The organism is Aquisalimonas asiatica (genome assembly GCF_900110585.1).
In the GTDB taxonomy this organism is placed as follows: domain Bacteria; phylum Pseudomonadota; class Gammaproteobacteria; order Nitrococcales; family Aquisalimonadaceae; genus Aquisalimonas; species Aquisalimonas asiatica.
On record NZ_FOEG01000001.1, the window covers coordinates 547,202 to 564,440 of the forward strand.

Sequence of the window (17,239 nt, forward strand, 5' to 3'; positions counted from 1 at the left end):
TTATCCCTGATCGAGTGCTTTGTTCAGGCTATCCGGATCGAATACCGCGACGGCATCCAGCGATTTGTCGATACGCCGTGTCAGACCGGCGAGCACCTTGCCCGGGCCACACTCCACGAGCGTCCCCACTCCCTGGCCGGCAAGGAACTGTACCGTCTCGACCCAGCGTACCGGGCGGTGCAACTGCCTCACGAGGCGATCGCGGATTCCGTCGGGGTCATCACAGGTCGCAACGTCGACGTTGTGCACCACAGGAATGGTCGGCGCCTGGACGGCAACATCGCGTAGCCGCTGCGCCAGTTTCTCCGCGGCCGGCTCCATCAGCGCGCAGTGCGACGGCACGCTCACCGGCAGCGGCATGGCGCGCTTAGCTCCCGCCTCCTTGGCCCCTGCAACCGCACGCTCGACAGCACCTGCGGAACCGGCGATCACCACCTGTCCGGGGGCATTGAAGTTGACTGCCTCGACCACGTCACCCTGCGCCGCGTCGGCACACACCTGGCGCACCTGCTCGTCGTCCAGGCCCAGTATTGCCGCCATAGCGCCCTGCCCCTGCGGCACGGCTTCCTGCATCAGACGCCCGCGTTCGGCCACGAGTGCCACCGCGTCCGGAAACGCCAGAGCTCCGCCGCAGACCAGGGCGCTGTATTCGCCCAGACTGTGCCCGGCGAAATAGGCAGGCGCGGGCGCCCCCCGCTCCTGCAGCGCGCGCCAGACGGCGACGCCGGCAGCAAGCATGGCGGGCTGCGTGATGTCCGTGCTGTTGAGGGCGTCTTCCGGGCCGTTGCGCACCAGATCCCAGAGATCACGGCCCAGGGCGTCCGAAGCTTCGGTGAATGTCTCGGCGACGACGCCCGTATGCTCGGCCAGCTCGCCGAGCATGCCGACGGATTGCGACCCCTGCCCGGGGAAGACAAAAGCGGTTGTGCTGGTCATGCTGGTTGTTTTCCTTTATCGCGCAATGGTGTCTCGGGCGATCACCGGGTCAGTACCGGATCAGAGCCGACCCCCATGTGAAACCGCCCCCGAACGCTTCGAGTAGTAATAGCTCACCGCGCTGGATTCGCCCATCGCGCACGGCTGTATCCAGCGCCAGGGGGATCGATGCGGCGGAGGTGTTTCCGTGTTCGGCAACGGTCTGCACGACCTGTTCCATGGGCAGGCCGAGCTTCTTGGCGGTCGCCTGAATGATGCGGATGTTCGCCTGGTGCGGAATCAGCCAGTCCACGTCCTGCTTCTGCAGGCCATTGGCTTCCAGGGTCTCGTCCACGATCCTGCCCAGCGTCCGCACGGCAACCTTGAACACCTCGTTACCACGCATGTGGAGCTTGCCGGCACTGCCCTCGAGCTCGCCGTATCCCTGCGAGACCCCCCAGGGCACATTGAGCAGGTCCTCGAACCCGCCGTCCGCGTGCAGATGGGTGGACAGGATACCCGGCGTGTCATCCGCCTCCAGCACCACGGCGCCGGCGCCGTCACCGAACAGGACGCAAGTGCCCCGATCCGTCCAGTCAATAATGCGGCTCATGGTTTCCGAGCCGATCACCAGCGCCCGTTTCGCACCCCCTGTCGCGATGAATCGATTCGCCACATCAAGCGCGTACACGAATCCGGAGCAGGCGGCCGACACGTCGAACGCCACTGCGCCGGGGCGGATGCCCATTTCGGTCTGGATCAGGCAGGCGGTACTCGGGAATATGCGGTCCGGCGTGCAGGTGCCGAGCACCACGAGGTCGATGTCCGAGGCCTTCAGGCCGGCGGCGTCCAGCGCCCGGCTCGCGGCGATGACGGCAAGATCCCGACAGGTCTGATCATCACCGACGATGCGGCGTTCGCGGATCCCGGTGCGTTCGCGGATCCAGGAATCACTGGTGTCGACCAGCTTCTCCAGCTCCGCATTGGTCAGGATCTTCTCCGGGAGATAGCTCCCCGTCCCCTTTATCCTCGCGTACGTCACGATTCCTGCCTTTCTGAAAGCAGCTGGTCCAGGCGTTCGTCGATCAGTGCCGGCACTGCCGCGTCGACTTCCATCATCGCGGTCTCCACCGCGTGCGCGAACGCCGTCGTGTCTGCGCTGCCGTGACTTTTCAGCACGATACCACGCAGCCCCAGCAAGCTTGCACCATTGAACTGACGCGGGTCGATACGTTGACGGAAGCGCCGCAGCACCGGCAGCGCCACGAGCCCGGCCAGCTTGGTAAGGGGGTTTCTGCGGAACTCTTCGCTCATGTAGTGCGCAATGATGTGCGCCACGCCCTCGCTGGTCTTCAGGGCCACGTTACCGACAAAGCCGTCACAGACGATGATGTCGGCCGTGCCCTTGAAGATGTCGTCCCCTTCCACGTAACCGACATAGTTGAGCCGGCTTTCGTTGAGGATCTGCGCCGCCTGCTTCACCTGATCGTTACCCTTGATCTCCTCTTCACCGATATTGAGGAGGCCCACGCGCGGACGATCAACGCCATCGAGGGCCTCCGCAAGCACGGCCCCCATGACGCCGAACTGAAACAGGTGTTCCGCGCTGCAATCAACGTTGGCGCCGAGATCGAGCATACGGGAGAACCCGCCGATGCTCGGCATGGTCGTGCAGATTGCGGGGCGGTCGATTCCGGGAAGCGTCTTGAGGACGTAGCGGGCGGTCGCCATGAGCGCACCGGTATTGCCGGCCGAGACGGCGGCGTCGGCGTCGCCGTCCTTCACCATGTTCACGGCGACCCGCATGGAGGAGTCCTTCTTCAGGCGCAGCGCCTGGGAGGGTGACTCGTCCATGCCAATCGTCTGGCTCGCGTGCACAACGAAAACGCGGGGGTGCTCGCCATGCCCTGAACGCGTCATTTCACCGCGCAGCGTGTCGGCATCCCCAACCAGGGCAACCCGCAGGCGATCATGACGCTCCAGCGCCTGGAGCGCAGCGGGGACCACGACCCCGGGGCCGTGGTCGCCACCCATGGCGTCCAGTGCGATCGTTACGGCTTTGGCCATCGACTCGAGTGTTCCTGTTGCCGCAGGTCAACCACCAGCCGCCCACTGGCGCGAGCCGCTAGCGTAACGGACGACATCGGCGGTGGCTCGTCAACCTAGTCGTTATCGGTATCCATGACCTTACGACCACGATAGTAGCCCTCGGGGCTGACGTGATGCCGGCGATGGGTTTCACCCGTGGTGGGCTCCACCGACAGCGTCGGCTCACTCAGCGCATCGTGGGAACGACGCATGCCCCGCTTGGAACGGGACTTACGATTCTGTTGCACTGCCATGTCTATGACTCCTGATTTGAACCCTGATCACCGCCGCGGCCCTTGAGCGCACTCAGCACCGCGAACGGATTGTCTTTCACTTCTTCCGGTGCGACCCCGTCGCCACCGGGCGCGTCTCCCGTCAACGGGCGACAGGAAACATCATTCTCGTGGCGCGGGATGACCGGAAGCGCGAGAATCAGCTCATCCTGCACAAACTCACCCAGAACCACTTCGCCATCCGGGCAGAGCAGCGGATCGTACTCCTCCGGCAGCGTGTCGGCCTCATCCTCCCGCCGGATCATCGCGACGGTCACCCGCGGCTGAAGCACCAGAGCCATGGGCTCCAGGCAGCGCTGGCAGATAACAGAGACCGTGGCGCTGATCGATCCGTTCACGACCGGCCGACGGCCGACATCCTGTTCGAACCGGAGATCGAGGCTCGCTGTCCCCGATCCATCCGCCAGCAACCCGGCCAGCCTCGGCATGTCGCCAATCGCCATGGACGCACGAACCTCGCGACCCTGCTTCGAGAACAGGGCGACGTCCACCTTGGAGGGCACCGAATTGCCGGTCATAAGGCGCGCATGGTATCCCCGAGCCCCGAGCCTGTCAAAGCAACGGGCCGGCCGGGCGCCCCGACTTGACGCCGTCCGCCACCGACGGTCCAATTCGGACACGAACCGTTCACTCTCACGTCGCTGCGGAATGCCCGTGAAAGCGGCCCGGTCCTCGATCCGTTCTGGAGATGTCATGGTGCATTCACGGGTTGTTCTCGCCTCGGGGTCCCGCCATCGTGCACAGCTGCTGCAACGGCTGCTGCCCGAATTCACCACCGACGCACCGGATATCGATGAGCGGGTCGGCGCCGATGAGACGGCAGACCGATACGTCACCCGGCTCGCCGAGGAAAAGGCCCGGGCGGTTGCCGACCGCCACCCCGACAGCCTCGTTATCGGTTCGGACCAGGCCTGTGTGCTGCGCGACCGCATTCTCGGCAAGCCCGCCGACCACGAAGCAGCTGTCCAGCAGTTGCTGGATTCGTCGGGCCGGGTGGTGACCTTTCTCACCGGGCTGTGCGTGCTGAATACGCAGACCGGCGCCACCCAGGTGGATGTTGTCCCGTTCCGGGTTCGCTTCCGGCGACTGACGCGGGATGGCGTTGAGCGCTACCTGCAGCGGGAGCCCGCCTATGATGCCGCCGGCAGCTTCCACTCCGAGGGGCTGGGCATTGCGCTGTTCGAGCGCCTCGAGGGAGCGGACCCGACCGCACTGGTCGGGTTACCGCTGATCCGTCTGGTGAGCATGCTGCACGAGGAGGGGCTTGCCCTCCCCTGAGCAGCATCGATCACCCCTTCACTCGAAGGGCGCCGGCCCGATCAGCTTCTCCGCGACCGTGTCGCCGATGGCCACACCCACGCCGCGGCCGAACCGCTCCAGGATGTTCGGCCGAATCGTATAGTCCCGGGTGCGCTCGACACCGATGACGTCACGAACCACGTACTGGACGCTGCCGATCTCGTCCGCAAGCCCCAGCTCGATGCTCTCGGTGCCGGTCCACACATCACCGGAGAAAATCCGGTCATCGTCGGCGAGCTTGTCGCCCCGCCCCTCCTGCACGGCGGCAATGAACTGGCCGTGGATATCGTCAAGAAGGCGCTGCAGGCGCTCCACGTCGTCCGGGTCCTCTTCGGAGAACGGGTCCATGAAGGCCTTGTTGTCCCCTGCCGTATGCAGCCGCCGCTCGATTCCGAGACGGTCCATCGCTTCGTGGAACCCGAAGCCGTTCATCAGCACGCCGATGGAGCCGACGAGAGAGGCCTGATCAACGTAGATCTCGTCCGCGGACACGGCCAGGTAGTAAGCACCGGAGGTGAACATGTCACCGGCCACCACGTAGAACGGCGTATCCGGGTACTCCTCCTTGAGCCGGCGGATTTCCTCGTTGATCCGGTTGGCCTGCACGGGGCTGCCGCCGGGGCTGTTGACCTTGAGAATCACGCCTTCCGAGTCGTCGTCGGAGAATGCCCGCCGCAGCGCAGCGCCAATGGTCTCCGCATCGTTCTCCCCGCCCGGCATGATCGCCCCGTCCACTTCCACCAGCCCCGCATGCGGACCGGTCGGGGCATCGGACGTGCCGGGAAACCACCCCATGACCAGCGCGAGCACCACGAACAGGTACCCCAGGAACAGGATCTTGAAAAAGATCCCCCAGCGCCGGGACCGGCGCCGCTCGCGGATTCCTTCCAGGGCGACCTCTCGCAAGGCCTCCCGCTCCCAACGATCTTCCTGCATCTGTGTCTACTCCCATTGCGTGTTTACCGTTTGACCCGTGCACACCCGGCTGGTGCCATCAGCGTGCGACGCTCTCCAGCTCGTCCAGCACAGCGCGGAGCTCGTCGGGCAGCGCGGCATGATAGACGTGCTCTGCCCCGTTGTCGGGGTCCGTCCACCGCAGGCCGCTGGCGTGAAGGAAGAGCCGCTTCAGCCCGAGACCACGCAGGGCCTTGTTCCATTCCTGGTCACCGTAACGGCCATCGCCGGCAACCGGGTGGCCGGCATGTGCCCCGTGAACCCGGATCTGATGCGTCCGCCCCGTTGCAATCGAAACCTCGGCCAGCGTCGCTTCGCGAAAGACTTCCGAGCGCCGGAAGACACTGCGTGCGGCCTGCCCCTCGGCACTGACCTGCACCGTGCGCTCGCCATCGCGCCGCGCATTCCGGTCCAGGCGCGCCTCCACCGGCAGCGGGTGCTTGGGCAGTCGCCCCTTGACCAGCGCAAGATAGCGTTTCTCAAGCGCGCCGGCCCGGATCACCTCATGCAACGTACGCAGAGTGCTGCGCCGCTTGGCCACAAGCAGGCAGCCACTGGTCTCCCGATCCAGCCGGTGCACCAGCTCGAGAAACGCGGTGCCCGGCCGGATCGCCCGCAGCGTTTCGATGACACCCCACGGCACGCCGCTGCCGCCGTGCACCGCGATCCCCGAGGGCTTGTTCAGCACCAGCAGGCGATCATCCTCGTGCAGAACAGCATCCCTGATCCGTTCCTGCATCCCTTTCGGCGGCTCGCCGCCACTGGCCGGGTCCACGGAGTCCACCGCGACGGGCGGGATGCGAACACGGTCCCCGGCCGCCAGGCGCGCGCCCGAGCGTACCCGCCCGCCATTGACACGCACTTCGCCCTTGCGCAGCAGACGATGGACCCGCGATCGCGGCACACCTTTGAGCTCGCGCGCGAGGAAGTTGTCGATTCGCTGGCCGGCAGACCCACTGTCGACATCGACATGGCGGACGCCGTTGCGTCCTTGTGAACGGGATGAGGAAGTCATGGTGCGCGGTAGTTTACCAGCTCAACCCCCCGTTTGATGCAGCTGGTTGACACTGCTATATTTGCGACTCCTCGCGGGAGGTGAATGTTGGCCCCTGCGAGGCGAAGCAACTGGAAACAACGCATCATCCGCATGACGGATGTTTTTTATCGCTGGTTTCATGGTGGTCCCGCTGGTCGGGGCGACCCACAGAGAACCGCTCCCATGGCTTCGCTCCGACTGTTGACGCAGAACCTGGTCGTCTTGCGCCTTGCCGCGCTGCTCTTTGCTGAGCCGACTCGTTCGTGCGCGCACCCCCGTGGTGCCGCGCACCGTCGCATCGTGACCGGACGCGTGCACCAGGCGGAAGGCATGGTTGAGCGCCGGAGATTCGCAACGTATGAAAAGAATGCTCATCAATGCCACCCAGCCCGAAGAGCTGCGTGTGGCAATGGTCGATGGTCAGAAACTCTACGATCTGGATATTGAGACCCCGGCAAGGGAGCAGAAGAAGTCCAATATCTACAAGGGGAAAATCACCCGGGTTGAGCCCAGCCTCGAGGCGGCGTTTGTCCAGTATGGATCGGAACGGCACGGCTTTCTTCCCTTCAAGGAGATCGCGCGCAGCTACTACCAGGGCGATGGTGGCAACGGCAACGGCCGCACCAGCATCAAGGACGTCATCAAGGAAGGCCAGGAAGTTGTTGTCCAGGTTGACAAAGAAGAGCGTGGCACCAAAGGCGCCGCGCTGACGACATACGTCAGCCTTGCCGGACGTTATCTCGTCCTCATGCCCAACAACCCCCGGGCCGGCGGTGTCTCCCGCCGCATCGAGGGTGATGACCGCGACGAGATCCGGGACGCCCTGCGCCAGCTTGAAACCCCCGAAGGCATGGGGCTCATCGTCCGCACCGCGGGCGTTGGCCGGAACATCGAGGAGCTGCAGTGGGACCTGAACTACCTGCTGCAACTCTGGGAGATGATCAAGGGCGCCGCCGACGAACGCCCTGCCCCCTTCCTGATTTACCAGGAGAGCAACGTCATCATCCGGGCGTTGCGCGATTACCTACGCGCTGACACCGGCGAGATCCTCATCGACGATGCTGATGTCTACGCCACCGCGCAGGACTTCGTGAAGCAGGTCATGCCGCAGTTCAGCGCCCGGCTGAAGCATTACGACGACAGCGTTCCGCTGTTCACGCGCTACCAGATCGAGAGCCAGATCGAGTCGGCCTTTGATCGCCAGGTCCAGCTGCCCTCCGGTGGCGCCATCGTCATCGACCATACCGAAGCGCTCATCTCCATCGACATCAACTCGGCGCGCGCCACCAAGGGCAGCGACATCGAGGAGACAGCGCTGAACACCAACCTGGAGGCGGCCGACGAAATCGCCCGTCAGCTGCGTATCCGCGACCTTGGCGGGCTGATCGTCATCGATTTCATCGACATGGGGCCCAACCGCAACCAGCGCGACGTGGAGCAACGGCTCCGCGAGGCCGTGAAGATGGACCGCGCGCGGGTACAGGTGGGCCGCATTTCCCGCTTCGGGCTGCTGGAGATGTCCCGTCAGCGGCTGCGGACCTCCCTGGGCGAGACCAGTCAGGAGGTCTGCCAGCGCTGCAACGGCCAGGGCACGGTGCGCGGCGTCGAATCCCTGTCGCTGTCCATCCTTCGGCTGGTCGAAGAAGAGGCCATGAAGGAGAAGACGGCCAAGGTGCTGGCGCAGTTGCCGGTGGACGTCGCCACTTACCTGCTCAACGAAAAGCGGGACACCCTCGGAATGATCGAGTCACGCCACGGCGTGCAGGTCATTCTGGTCCCCAACCGCAGCCTGGAGACGCCCCACTACTCCGTGGAGCGCATCCGCGGCGACGACCGGTCCGCCGACGATATCAGCTACCGTCTCGCTTCGGAGCCCAAGGACTCCGGGTATCAGTTCTCCACCGCCGAAAAGCGGCGCTCGGAAGAGCCGGCAGTGCGGGCCATCGCACCCACGGCTCCGCCCGCCCCCGTTGCCCCGGAGCCGGAGCCCAGGCCAGCGGCTCCGGCACAGCAGCCCGCTCAGCCTGCCAGTGGCTCCGGGCTGTCAGGCTTCTTCCGCTGGCTCGGATCCGTCTTCGGCGGGGAACAGTCGTCCACCGACGAGCCGCAGGCGCGGCAGACCGAGGACACCGCCGGCGCCGCCGAGAAACCGGCAAAGCCGGGCGGTGGCGGTCAACAGCGCAAGTCCGGCGAACAGAAAAGCCAGGGTGGCAACCGGGGCGGCAACCGGAACCGCCGCGGGCGCTCCTCATCGCAGCAGGCCGGTGACGGCGAACGCAGTGGTTCGAAGGCCACTGGTGCCGGCAAAGGAAATGGTGCTCCCAAACCGGAGGCCTCCGGCAAGTCCGGCGGTGCCACGACGACGAAGGAGTCTGGCTCCGCGGAACAGGAGCAGAAACACGAGCAGGGGCAGCCGGCCCAGCAGTCCGACCAGGGTGGTGATGACCAGCAGCGCGCCGGGCGCAGCCGTCGCGGCCGCCGTGGCGGGCGCCGCCGCCGTCGCAGCAGCGCGACGCAGCAGGACGGTGAAGGCAACGCCCAGCAGACGACCGGGGAAGCCTCGGCCGAGGACACATCCGGCGGTGCTGCCAGCGGGGATGATGCCGCGCCCACGCGCAAGGAAAGCGCCCAGTCTGGCACCCAGGACGCGCCGGATGCCAAGCCGTCCACGCAGGCTGATGACGGGCAGGCTTCCTCCCCCGCCACCGACAGCGATGGCGAATCGACATCCGACGAGAATGGCGGCGAGAAACCGCGCGGTAACCGGCGCCGCGGCGGGCGTGGCCGGCGCCGTGGTCGCGGCGGCGATAACCAGACGGACGCGTCTTCAACGCCCAGCGGCAACGTCGCCACCGGTGACGACACGCAGGCGACGGGGTCCGACGCCGATGAGCCGAAGGCGGACGCGGACGAACGGCAGAGTCGCGACAGGCAGGCGAAGCGCGATCCGCGCCAACGCGACGGCCGGCCGCGAATTCCCGCCGGAGCCCAGGCTGCGGCGTCGTCCACGCCGGCGGATGCGGACACCGCTGAAACGGCCGGCTCCGATGGCGACAACACCGACCAGCGCGCCGACACCGCGGCGCCGGCAACGCCCGAGCCCGGGTCCGGCACCCCGGAAGAGGCGCAGCAGCCTGCGACCCCGAGCGAGCCGAAACCTGAGCCCGAGCCGACGGCGCCCGACGGAGCCACCGCCCCGGAAGTCAGCGGCGAAGAGTCCGGGCCAACGGCTGATTCCGGGGGCGACGCTCCGGCGGCCGCTCCGGAACAGGCTGGTGACCATGCGGTGAGCACGCCCGACGCCGAACCGACACCTGGCTCCGACGAAACCAGCCGGCCGGGCAGCGCGCCCGAGCCCCAGGCCGCCCCGGACAACAGCGCCGAGAACACCGTCCCGCAGCAGGACGCCGAGCAGGACGCGACTGATGCCGGTGAAACGGAACAGCCGGGGACGTCCCGGTCGTCCACCAAGGCAGACGACGACGTGCCTGCCACGGTGACGAACGAGGATGAAACCAGACCCGGTGAACCGACTGCGGCGGAAGACCCGGACGCAAACCGCCGGGGCGAGTAGCATCAAGCCGGTCCGCGGACGCGGTTAGTGTCTGCGGACCGGCTCGGTGTTACGGGCGACCTCCCGTCAAAGAGGCGCCAGGCTCCAGCCTTGTTCCGTTGCAAGCAGGCGACCGGTCAGGTCGAGGTTGCCCAGGAAGACGTCGTCATGGGATACCACGACCAAGGCACCCCGGTAGCTACACAGCATTGTCTCCAGCGCCTGGGCCGAGGGTAGATCCAGGTGGTTGTTGGGCTCGTCGAGTAACAGCAGCGGTGGTGGCATATCGGCGTAGAGCAGGCAAGCGAGAGCCGCCTTCAACCGTTCACCTCCGCTCAATGACCCACTGGGTGTCGCTATCTTCCGTGCATCAAGCCCCAGTTGTGCCAGGCGCATGCGCAGGTCCGCCTCGGTGGCCGTGGAATTGGCCGAGCGTAACTGCTCCAGCACCGTCACTTGCGGATCCAGATTCTCCAGTTGCTGGTCCAGATAGGCACACCGGGACGTTACCTCACAAACACCGGCCAGGGGCGCCACTCTGCCGGCCATCACGCGTAACAGGGTAGACTTCCCGCAGCCGTTGGGGCCAATGACACCCAGGCGCTGCTGCCCACTCAGGATCAGGCTGATAGAGCGGGTGGCCGGTGCGACGAAAGGCAGTTCCACGCCATCCAGTTCGGCCACGCGACGTTTTGCGGGCTGCGCAACGGGGAGATCATGCAGGGCGATGGGCGCCTCCTTTTCGACCTGCTGCGCGGCCTCTTTCACGTCCTGGTTGAGCTGGTCCAAACGGGCCGACTGCTGTCGGCGCAGTGCTCCCGAGGAGGCTTCGCTGCGCTCTTTCTGCCCATCCAGCAGCACCTTGGCTTGATTGGCCTCCTTGCCTTGCCGATAGCCGCGGGCCTGGCGCCGCTCCTGGCGTTCCACCTGCTTGCGCATCGCGCGAACCTCACGTTGACGCTCGCGCTTGCGCTCGGCCAGCGTCTCCTGGGCGTTCTGTCGCTCATGCGCCCTGGCCTCGGCATAGAAGGTGTAATTGCCCCCGTAGCTTTGCAGCCCCAGAGAGGAGAGCTCCACGATGCGCTGCATGGCGTCCAGCAACTGCCGGTCGTGACTGACCACGATCAGCCCGCGTGGCCAGCGCTGCAGCTGTTCGATCAGCGCCTGGCGATTCGGCCGGTCGAGATGGTTGCTTGGCTCATCGAGGATCAGGAAGTCGGCATTCGACAGCATCGCCCCCGCCAGTGACACCCGCATCGCCTCGCCGCCGCTCAGTACGCTGGCCGGTGTATCGGCGTCAAGGTGGCTCAAGCCACTTTGCTCCAGTGCCAGGTGCAGGCGCGACGGCAGGTCCCAGTCATCGCCCACGGCGTCGAAGTCCTCCACTGCGGTGCTGCCTGACTCGATGCGCGCCAGCGCATCCAGGGTGTGCTTTACCCCTGCCAGAGTTGCCACGGTTGCATCATCGGGATGGACCACCTGCTGGGCGAGATAATGCGCGCTGCCTGAGCGCCGACAGTGCCCGGAGGTGGGCGGTAACAATCCGGCCAGGATGCGTGCCAGCAAGGTCTTGCCCACGCCATTGCGTCCAACCAGCCCCGTCGGGCGCGTGTCGAACTGCTCGTTGAGGCCGGAGAAAAGCACTCTGCCGTCGGGCAAAGCGTAACTAACGTCGTGAAGGACGAGATGGATATTCGTCATGCGCTGGTCCTGTGATGCCAAGCACTCCCCCTGCGACAGGGGCCGGTGGAGACTGGCCGTTATTGCAACGGCGGCATCAATGGCGCATTGGACGAACACCTCGCATTGGAAGAAGCAGCGGGGTTAGCGTACAAGCACTTGCAGAAACGGGCAATGCAGACGACGTCTACTGCATGGGCATCAGGTGCCGGCTACACCTGGTGGGTTCGCCTGATCGCCGCCAGCAGACCTGACGACGCCTCACCGATCAGGTCCAGAACGTGCTCAAACCCCCGGTCGCCCCCGTAGTAGGGATCCGGGACTTCGTCCTCTTCTGCGTCACTGGCGTATTCCAGGAACAGCCGCACCTTGCTCCGGTACCGCTCCGGCGCTTCCGCGAGCAGAATCTCGAGGTTGCTCCGGTCCATGGCGAGCACGTAGTCGAAATACTCGAAGTCGCTGCGGTTCACCTGCCGGGCTCGTAGATCGCCGATATCCACGCCGCGTTTCCTGGCCGCAATCTGCGAGCGCTGATCCGGAGGATTACCCACGTGGTAGGCGTGCGTCCCCGCCGAATCCGTCTCGATCACGTGATCCAGCCCCTGCTCCGCCAGCATATGACGGAAGACGCCTTCGGCGGATGGCGAGCGGCAGATATTGCCGAGGCAGACAAACAGGACTTTCAGATGTCTGGCTTCACTCATTACCTGAACCTTCTTCGCTGCGCTGTGCGGTGCGATCAAGCAGGTGCTGCCTGACGCGCTCCAGATCCTCCGGGCGATCAACCCCGGGCCCCGCGTCACCGTCGACCGTCCCGGCGTGAATCCGCAGGCCGTGCCAGAGCACCCTGAGCTGCTCCAGCGACTCGGTCTCTTCGATGGGCGCGGGCTCCAGCTCCGGATACCGGCGGAGAAAGGCGGCCCGGTACGCGTAGATGCCAAGATGGCGCCACCAGCCGGCAAGGTGGTCCGGCGTGCCGCCATGGTCCCGATCCCACGGTATCGGCGCGCGACTGAAGTACAAGGCATGCCCGCTGCGATCACGCACCGCCTTGACCACGTTCGGGTTGCGCAACTCATCGAGGGACTGCAGGGGGGTCACCAGGGTCGCCACCGGGGTTTCCGGGTTCTGTGCCAGCGCGTCCGCCACCTGTCGGATGAATGCCGGCGGCATCAGTGGCTCGTCACCCTGGACATTCACGACCACGGCGTCGTCATCGAGCCCGAGCTGCCCGGCCACCTCGGCAAGCCGGTCGGTGCCCGAGGGGTGGTCCGCACGGGTGCGCACCACCTCCACACCGAGGTCGTGACAGGTGGATTCGATCCGCGCATCGTCGGTGGCGACAATGACCCGCTCTGCCCCACTCTCGCGCCCCCGCTCCACCACGTGCCTGATCATGGGCCAGCCGGCGAGATCCGCCAGCGGCTTGCCGGGGAAGCGGGTCGACGCATAACGCGCCGGGATCACCACGAGAAAGCTCATGCCCTGGACCGCCTCTTCCTGCCGGTTTGAAACCGTTCGAGTGCAGCGCGCACCCGTGCCTTCATGGCCCGCTCGGTCTCTGCGGTGAGCACCGTCTCCGCCGGAACGGCCCAGTGACGCTCGCTTGCGTGTGGCCGGCACTTCACCGCGTCCTTTTCGGTCATGAGGACCGGTAGATCATCATCGAAGGTGATGTCCTTCTCCGCAAACGGATAGTGGTCCGCGAACGGATGCTGGATGACCTCGATGCCATAGCGTCCGAGCGCGGCAAAGAAACGGTCCGGGTTGCCAATGCCTGCAATGGCGTGCGCCTGCTCGCCGGCAAAATCGGTCAGGCTCCGGGAGCGTGTAACGTCGGTGATGCCGACCGCCTGGTTCAGGCGCAGCGTGAAGTAATAGGGGGTCAGCCAGGACGGCCCGCCGTTCGCCACAAGAAGATCCACCGTGCGCAGCCGGCTGCGTGGCTCCCGCAGTGGCCCCGCCGGCAGACAGTGACCGTTGCCGAGCCCCCGGGCGGCGTCCACCACGACCACCTCCATATCCCGCATCAGGCGGTAGTGCTGGAGCCCGTCGTCCGACACCACCACGTCACAGCCGAACTCTTCGACCAGGGTCCGCGCCGCATCCACGCGGTCGGGGCTTGCCACCACCGGACAGCCACCACGCTGAGCGAGCAGCACCGGTTCATCGCCCACATCCAGCGGATCGCTGTCCTCATGGACAACCTGGGGCCACTCCTTGGCCTGTCCGCCGTAGCCACGGGTGATGATTCCCGGCCGCTTGCCCATGGCCCTGAGGTACCGGACCATCCACAGCACCAGCGGCGTCTTGCCGGTGCCGCCCACGAAAATATTGCCGATCACCAGTACGGGCACACCGATACGCTCACGCCCGAGAACGCCCCAGCGGTAGGCGCTCCGCCGCGCAAACGCCACGATCCGGTAAAGCCAGGACGCGGGCAGCAGCAACAACGACCGCGGCGTATTACGGAGCCAGAACTGCGGAAACCCGGTCATGCAGCCTCCCGGAGGTGCTGGCGACATGGGCGGGCTGCATCACGAATGGGCATGACCACTCACTCCTCGCTGAACTGGATCCGGTGCAGAGCGGCGTAGTGACCGTCATGCTGGATCAGCTCCCGGTGAGAGCCGGACTCGACGATCCGCCCCTGGTCGAGCACGACGATGCGATCGGCGTCCTCGATGGTCGATAGCCGGTGGGCGATGACCAGCGTGGTCCGCCCCGTCATCAGCTCATCCAGTGCGGACTGGATCTGCTGCTCCGATTCGGAGTCCAGTGCCGAGGTCGCCTCGTCCAGTATCAGGATCGGTGCGTTCTTCAGCAGCGCCCTGGCAATGGCCACGCGCTGGCGCTGCCCGCCGGAGAGCAGCACGCCATTCTCGCCGACCAGCGTCTCGAAGCCGTTGGGCAGCTTGTCGATGAACTCCTCCGCGTTGGCCGCACGGGCGGCGGCGCGGATCTCCTCCTCGCTTGGCGGCGTCGGCATGCCGTAGCTGATGTTGTTGGCGAGCGTGTCATTGAACAGCACCACCTGCTGCCCCACCAATGCCATCTGCTGGCGCAGATCCCGCAGCCGGTAGTCGCGAATCGGCACCCCGTCCAGAAGAATCCGCCCCGCGGTGGGTTCATAGAAGCGCGGGAGCAGGCTGGCCAGCGTGGTCTTGCCACTGCCCGAGCGGCCCACGAGTGCAATGGTCTGACCGGGTTCGATATCGAGGGTGACGTCCTTGAGGACATCGCCATCCTCGGGCTTGTAGGCGAACGACACCTGCTCATACCGGATGCGCCCCTCGGCGCGCTCCAGCGGCACGGTGCCGAAATCCTCTTCGGGCGGTTCATCCAGTATCCCGAAGACACTCTCCCCCGCCGCGATGCCGCGCTGAATCTCGGCATTCACGCCCACGATGCGCTTGACCGGCGGCATCAGCAGCATCATGGCCGCAACAAAGGAAATCAGTGCCCCCGGCGTAATCTCTTCCATGACCACATCCATCGTGGCCAGGTAGAGGATGATGGATAGCGCGATCACGGCTACGAACTGCACCAGGGGCTGGCTGACCGCCTTCACGGCGATATAACGCATCTGCTGACTGCGGTTGCGTTCGTTGATCTGTTCGAAGCGCTCCGATTCGTAGCCATGGCCCCCGAAAACCTTGACTTCCGTCTGTCCGCGGATGCCGTCCTCGGCGATCTGGGCCACGTTGCCGATGGAGCCCTGGATGCGCCGGCTGGTCTTGCGGAAGCGCTTGTTGGCGTAGTTGATGATGCCGTACAGCACCGGCCCGAGACCGAAGAAGATCAGCGCCAGCCAGCCACTGATGTAGATCATGTAGCCGACCAGGAAGATGACCGTGAAGAAGTCGCGGATGAACACCACCACCGCATGGGACGCCGCACGCGCCACCTGCTCGATGTCGTAGGTCAGCTTCGCCAGCAGCATGCCGGGCGAACTGTGATCGAAGAAACGCGCAGGCAACCGGAGGTAGTGATCGAACACGTTCTGGCGCATGTCCTTGACCACGTAGCGACCCACCCAGGCGATGCCGTAGTCGGAGACGAAATGCGCCGTGCCGTGGATCAGGAACAGCACGATCAGCGCCAGCGGCACGAGCTGACGCGCCAGGTCGTCCTGCTCGATGAAGCTCTCGTCGACCATGTACTGGATGATGCCGGCGAACGCCGCCTGGGACGCGGCACCAATCACCATGGCCACAACGGCCAGGGACCCCAGTTTCCAGTACGGGCCCACGTAGCCCAGCAGCCGCCCGTAGATGCCCCAGGCCTGCGTCGTGAACGGGTTGGTCATCGACAGCATGGTTATCAGTCGTCCTCGGGCACGGTGGCAATGGAAATGTTCTCGATACTGGCGCGCCCGGCGGCGTCCAGCGCGGTCACCAGGGACTGGTGCGACGTGCGCCCATCGGCGCGGATGATGACGGGGGCATCCGGGCGGCCTTCCCGCGCCTGCTCCAGTGCACGCTGCACCGTATCGGTCTGTTGATTCACCAGGGCCTCGCCGTCGACGTAGTAATCCCCACTGGCGTTGATTGCCAGCTCGATGGGTGAGTACGCCTGCTCGCCGGGCTCCAGCGACGCTTCGGGAAGACTCAGCTCCATGTCGGCCTCGTTGAGAAACGTCGCACTGACCATGAAGAAGATCAGCATGAGAAAGACCACATCGATCAACGGAGTCAGCGTGATCTCCGGCTCCTCGCGGCGTCTGGGGCGGAGATTCACCGCGCGACACCTTCGATGCTGCCGCGGTCGCGTTGCCCCTGTATGACCTCGACCAGTTTCATGGCTTCCTGCTCCATCTCCACCATGTGTTCATCGACAAGACCACGGAAATAGCGATACGCCATGAGCGACGGGATGGCCACGATGAGCCCGGCGGCCGTGGTCAGCAGCGCTTCCGAAATACCGCCTGCCAGGTTGGCGGCGTCGCCGACGCCGTGGGCGGTGATGGCGCTGAAGACCCGGATCATGCCGATCACCGTTCCGAGCAGGCCCAGCAGTGGCGTAATCGAGGCAATGGTTCCCAGGGTGTTCAGGAAGCGTTCCATGCGATGGGCCTCGTGCCGGCCGGCATCCTCGATGGCCTCCATCATGACTTCGCGGCTGCTGCGCATGTTGCTCAACCCTGCCGCGAGCACCCGGCCCAGGGCCGACTGCTCGCGCAGCTGCCTGAGTTGCTGGCTGTCCAGCGTTCCGCTGCGCACCTGATTCCAGACGTGGGCCACCAGATGGGGCGGGAGGACCCGCCGTTTCTGCAATGCCCAGATCCGCTCGCCGATAATGGCCAACGCGAGAATGGAGCAGAGGATGATCGGCACCATCACCCATCCGCCCGCTGCAATCATTTCCAGCACGCCGAGTCGTTCTCCTTTTCCGTGGTGCAGGGGCACCCCCGCGCGAACG

At 65.5% G+C, this 17,239-nt stretch carries 16 protein-coding genes; 2 read left to right on the forward strand and 14 right to left on the reverse strand.

The window, feature by feature from the left end:
* The 5 genes from fabD to BMZ02_RS02650 all read right to left on the reverse strand — a co-directional run bounded on the left by fabD (position 1) and on the right by BMZ02_RS02650 (position 3,787).
* Positions 1-936, reverse strand: a complete 936-nt coding sequence (gene fabD / locus BMZ02_RS02630; RefSeq protein ID WP_091639679.1) for an ACP S-malonyltransferase — start codon at positions 934-936, stop codon at positions 1-3.
* Positions 937-985: 49 nt separating this feature from the next.
* Positions 986-1,957, reverse strand: coding sequence for a beta-ketoacyl-ACP synthase III (locus BMZ02_RS02635; RefSeq protein WP_091639681.1), 972 nt, complete (start codon positions 1,955-1,957; stop codon positions 986-988).
* Positions 1,954-2,982 carry a phosphate acyltransferase PlsX gene (plsX, locus tag BMZ02_RS02640; RefSeq protein ID WP_091639683.1) on the reverse strand — a complete coding sequence of 343 codons (1,029 nt, stop codon included), beginning with the start codon at positions 2,980-2,982 and terminating at the stop codon, positions 1,954-1,956. The genes BMZ02_RS02635 and plsX overlap by 4 nt, the downstream gene beginning before the upstream one ends.
* A gap of 95 nt (positions 2,983-3,077) precedes the next feature.
* Positions 3,078-3,257, reverse strand: coding sequence for a 50S ribosomal protein L32 (gene rpmF, locus BMZ02_RS02645; protein ID WP_091639685.1), 180 nt, complete (start codon positions 3,255-3,257; stop codon positions 3,078-3,080).
* A gap of 2 nt (positions 3,258-3,259) precedes the next feature.
* Positions 3,260-3,787: a YceD family protein gene (locus tag BMZ02_RS02650; protein ID WP_171909780.1), complete on the reverse strand. Its 528-nt coding sequence runs from the start codon at positions 3,785-3,787 to the stop codon at positions 3,260-3,262.
* 202 nt (positions 3,788-3,989) lie between these two features.
* Here BMZ02_RS02650 and BMZ02_RS02655 point away from each other — a divergent pair, with 202 nt between their 5' ends.
* The gene (locus BMZ02_RS02655; protein ID WP_091639688.1) at positions 3,990-4,574 is read left to right on the forward strand and encodes a Maf family protein; all 585 of its coding nucleotides are present in this window, start codon (positions 3,990-3,992) and stop codon (positions 4,572-4,574) included.
* Between the two features lie 18 nt (positions 4,575-4,592).
* Here BMZ02_RS02655 and BMZ02_RS02660 read toward each other — a convergent pair whose 3' ends face one another.
* Both BMZ02_RS02660 and BMZ02_RS02665 read right to left on the reverse strand, forming a co-directional pair.
* Complete coding sequence (locus tag BMZ02_RS02660) at positions 4,593-5,531, reverse strand: S49 family peptidase (protein WP_091639689.1); 939 nt, start codon at positions 5,529-5,531, stop codon at positions 4,593-4,595.
* 58 nt (positions 5,532-5,589) lie between these two features.
* Positions 5,590-6,564, reverse strand: a complete 975-nt coding sequence (locus BMZ02_RS02665) for an RluA family pseudouridine synthase (RefSeq protein WP_091639691.1) — start codon at positions 6,562-6,564, stop codon at positions 5,590-5,592.
* A gap of 379 nt (positions 6,565-6,943) precedes the next feature.
* On the opposite strand from BMZ02_RS02665, the gene rne reads away from it, so the two are divergent.
* Positions 6,944-10,159 (forward strand): ribonuclease E, encoded by a 3,216-nt coding sequence (rne, locus tag BMZ02_RS02670; RefSeq protein WP_091639692.1) that lies wholly within the window; start codon positions 6,944-6,946, stop codon positions 10,157-10,159.
* 66 nt (positions 10,160-10,225) lie between these two features.
* Here the strand turns inward: rne and BMZ02_RS02675 are convergent, their stop codons facing one another.
* The 7 genes from BMZ02_RS02675 to BMZ02_RS02705 form a co-directional block, all read right to left on the reverse strand.
* Positions 10,226-11,839 (reverse strand): ABC-F family ATP-binding cassette domain-containing protein, encoded by a 1,614-nt coding sequence (locus tag BMZ02_RS02675; protein ID WP_091639694.1) that lies wholly within the window; start codon positions 11,837-11,839, stop codon positions 10,226-10,228.
* Positions 11,840-12,030: 191 nt separating this feature from the next.
* A complete protein-coding gene (locus BMZ02_RS02680) occupies positions 12,031-12,522 on the reverse strand; it encodes a low molecular weight protein-tyrosine-phosphatase (protein WP_091639696.1) in 492 nt (163 codons plus the stop codon).
* Positions 12,515-13,300: a 3-deoxy-manno-octulosonate cytidylyltransferase gene (gene kdsB, locus BMZ02_RS02685; protein WP_091639698.1), complete on the reverse strand. Its 786-nt coding sequence runs from the start codon at positions 13,298-13,300 to the stop codon at positions 12,515-12,517. Before kdsB ends, BMZ02_RS02680 begins: the two co-directional genes overlap by 8 nt.
* Positions 13,297-14,316, reverse strand: coding sequence for a tetraacyldisaccharide 4'-kinase (gene lpxK / locus BMZ02_RS02690; RefSeq protein ID WP_091639700.1), 1,020 nt, complete (start codon positions 14,314-14,316; stop codon positions 13,297-13,299). The genes kdsB and lpxK overlap by 4 nt, the downstream gene beginning before the upstream one ends.
* A gap of 59 nt (positions 14,317-14,375) precedes the next feature.
* The gene (gene msbA / locus BMZ02_RS02695; protein WP_091639702.1) at positions 14,376-16,136 is read right to left on the reverse strand and encodes a lipid A export permease/ATP-binding protein MsbA; all 1,761 of its coding nucleotides are present in this window, start codon (positions 16,134-16,136) and stop codon (positions 14,376-14,378) included.
* Between the two features lie 5 nt (positions 16,137-16,141).
* Entirely contained in the window at positions 16,142-16,558 is a 417-nt protein-coding gene (locus BMZ02_RS02700; RefSeq protein ID WP_091639704.1) for an ExbD/TolR family protein, read from the reverse strand.
* Positions 16,555-17,190 (reverse strand): MotA/TolQ/ExbB proton channel family protein, encoded by a 636-nt coding sequence (locus BMZ02_RS02705; protein ID WP_171909781.1) that lies wholly within the window; start codon positions 17,188-17,190, stop codon positions 16,555-16,557. The genes BMZ02_RS02700 and BMZ02_RS02705 overlap by 4 nt, the downstream gene beginning before the upstream one ends.
* Between the last annotated feature and the right edge of the window lie 49 nt (positions 17,191-17,239).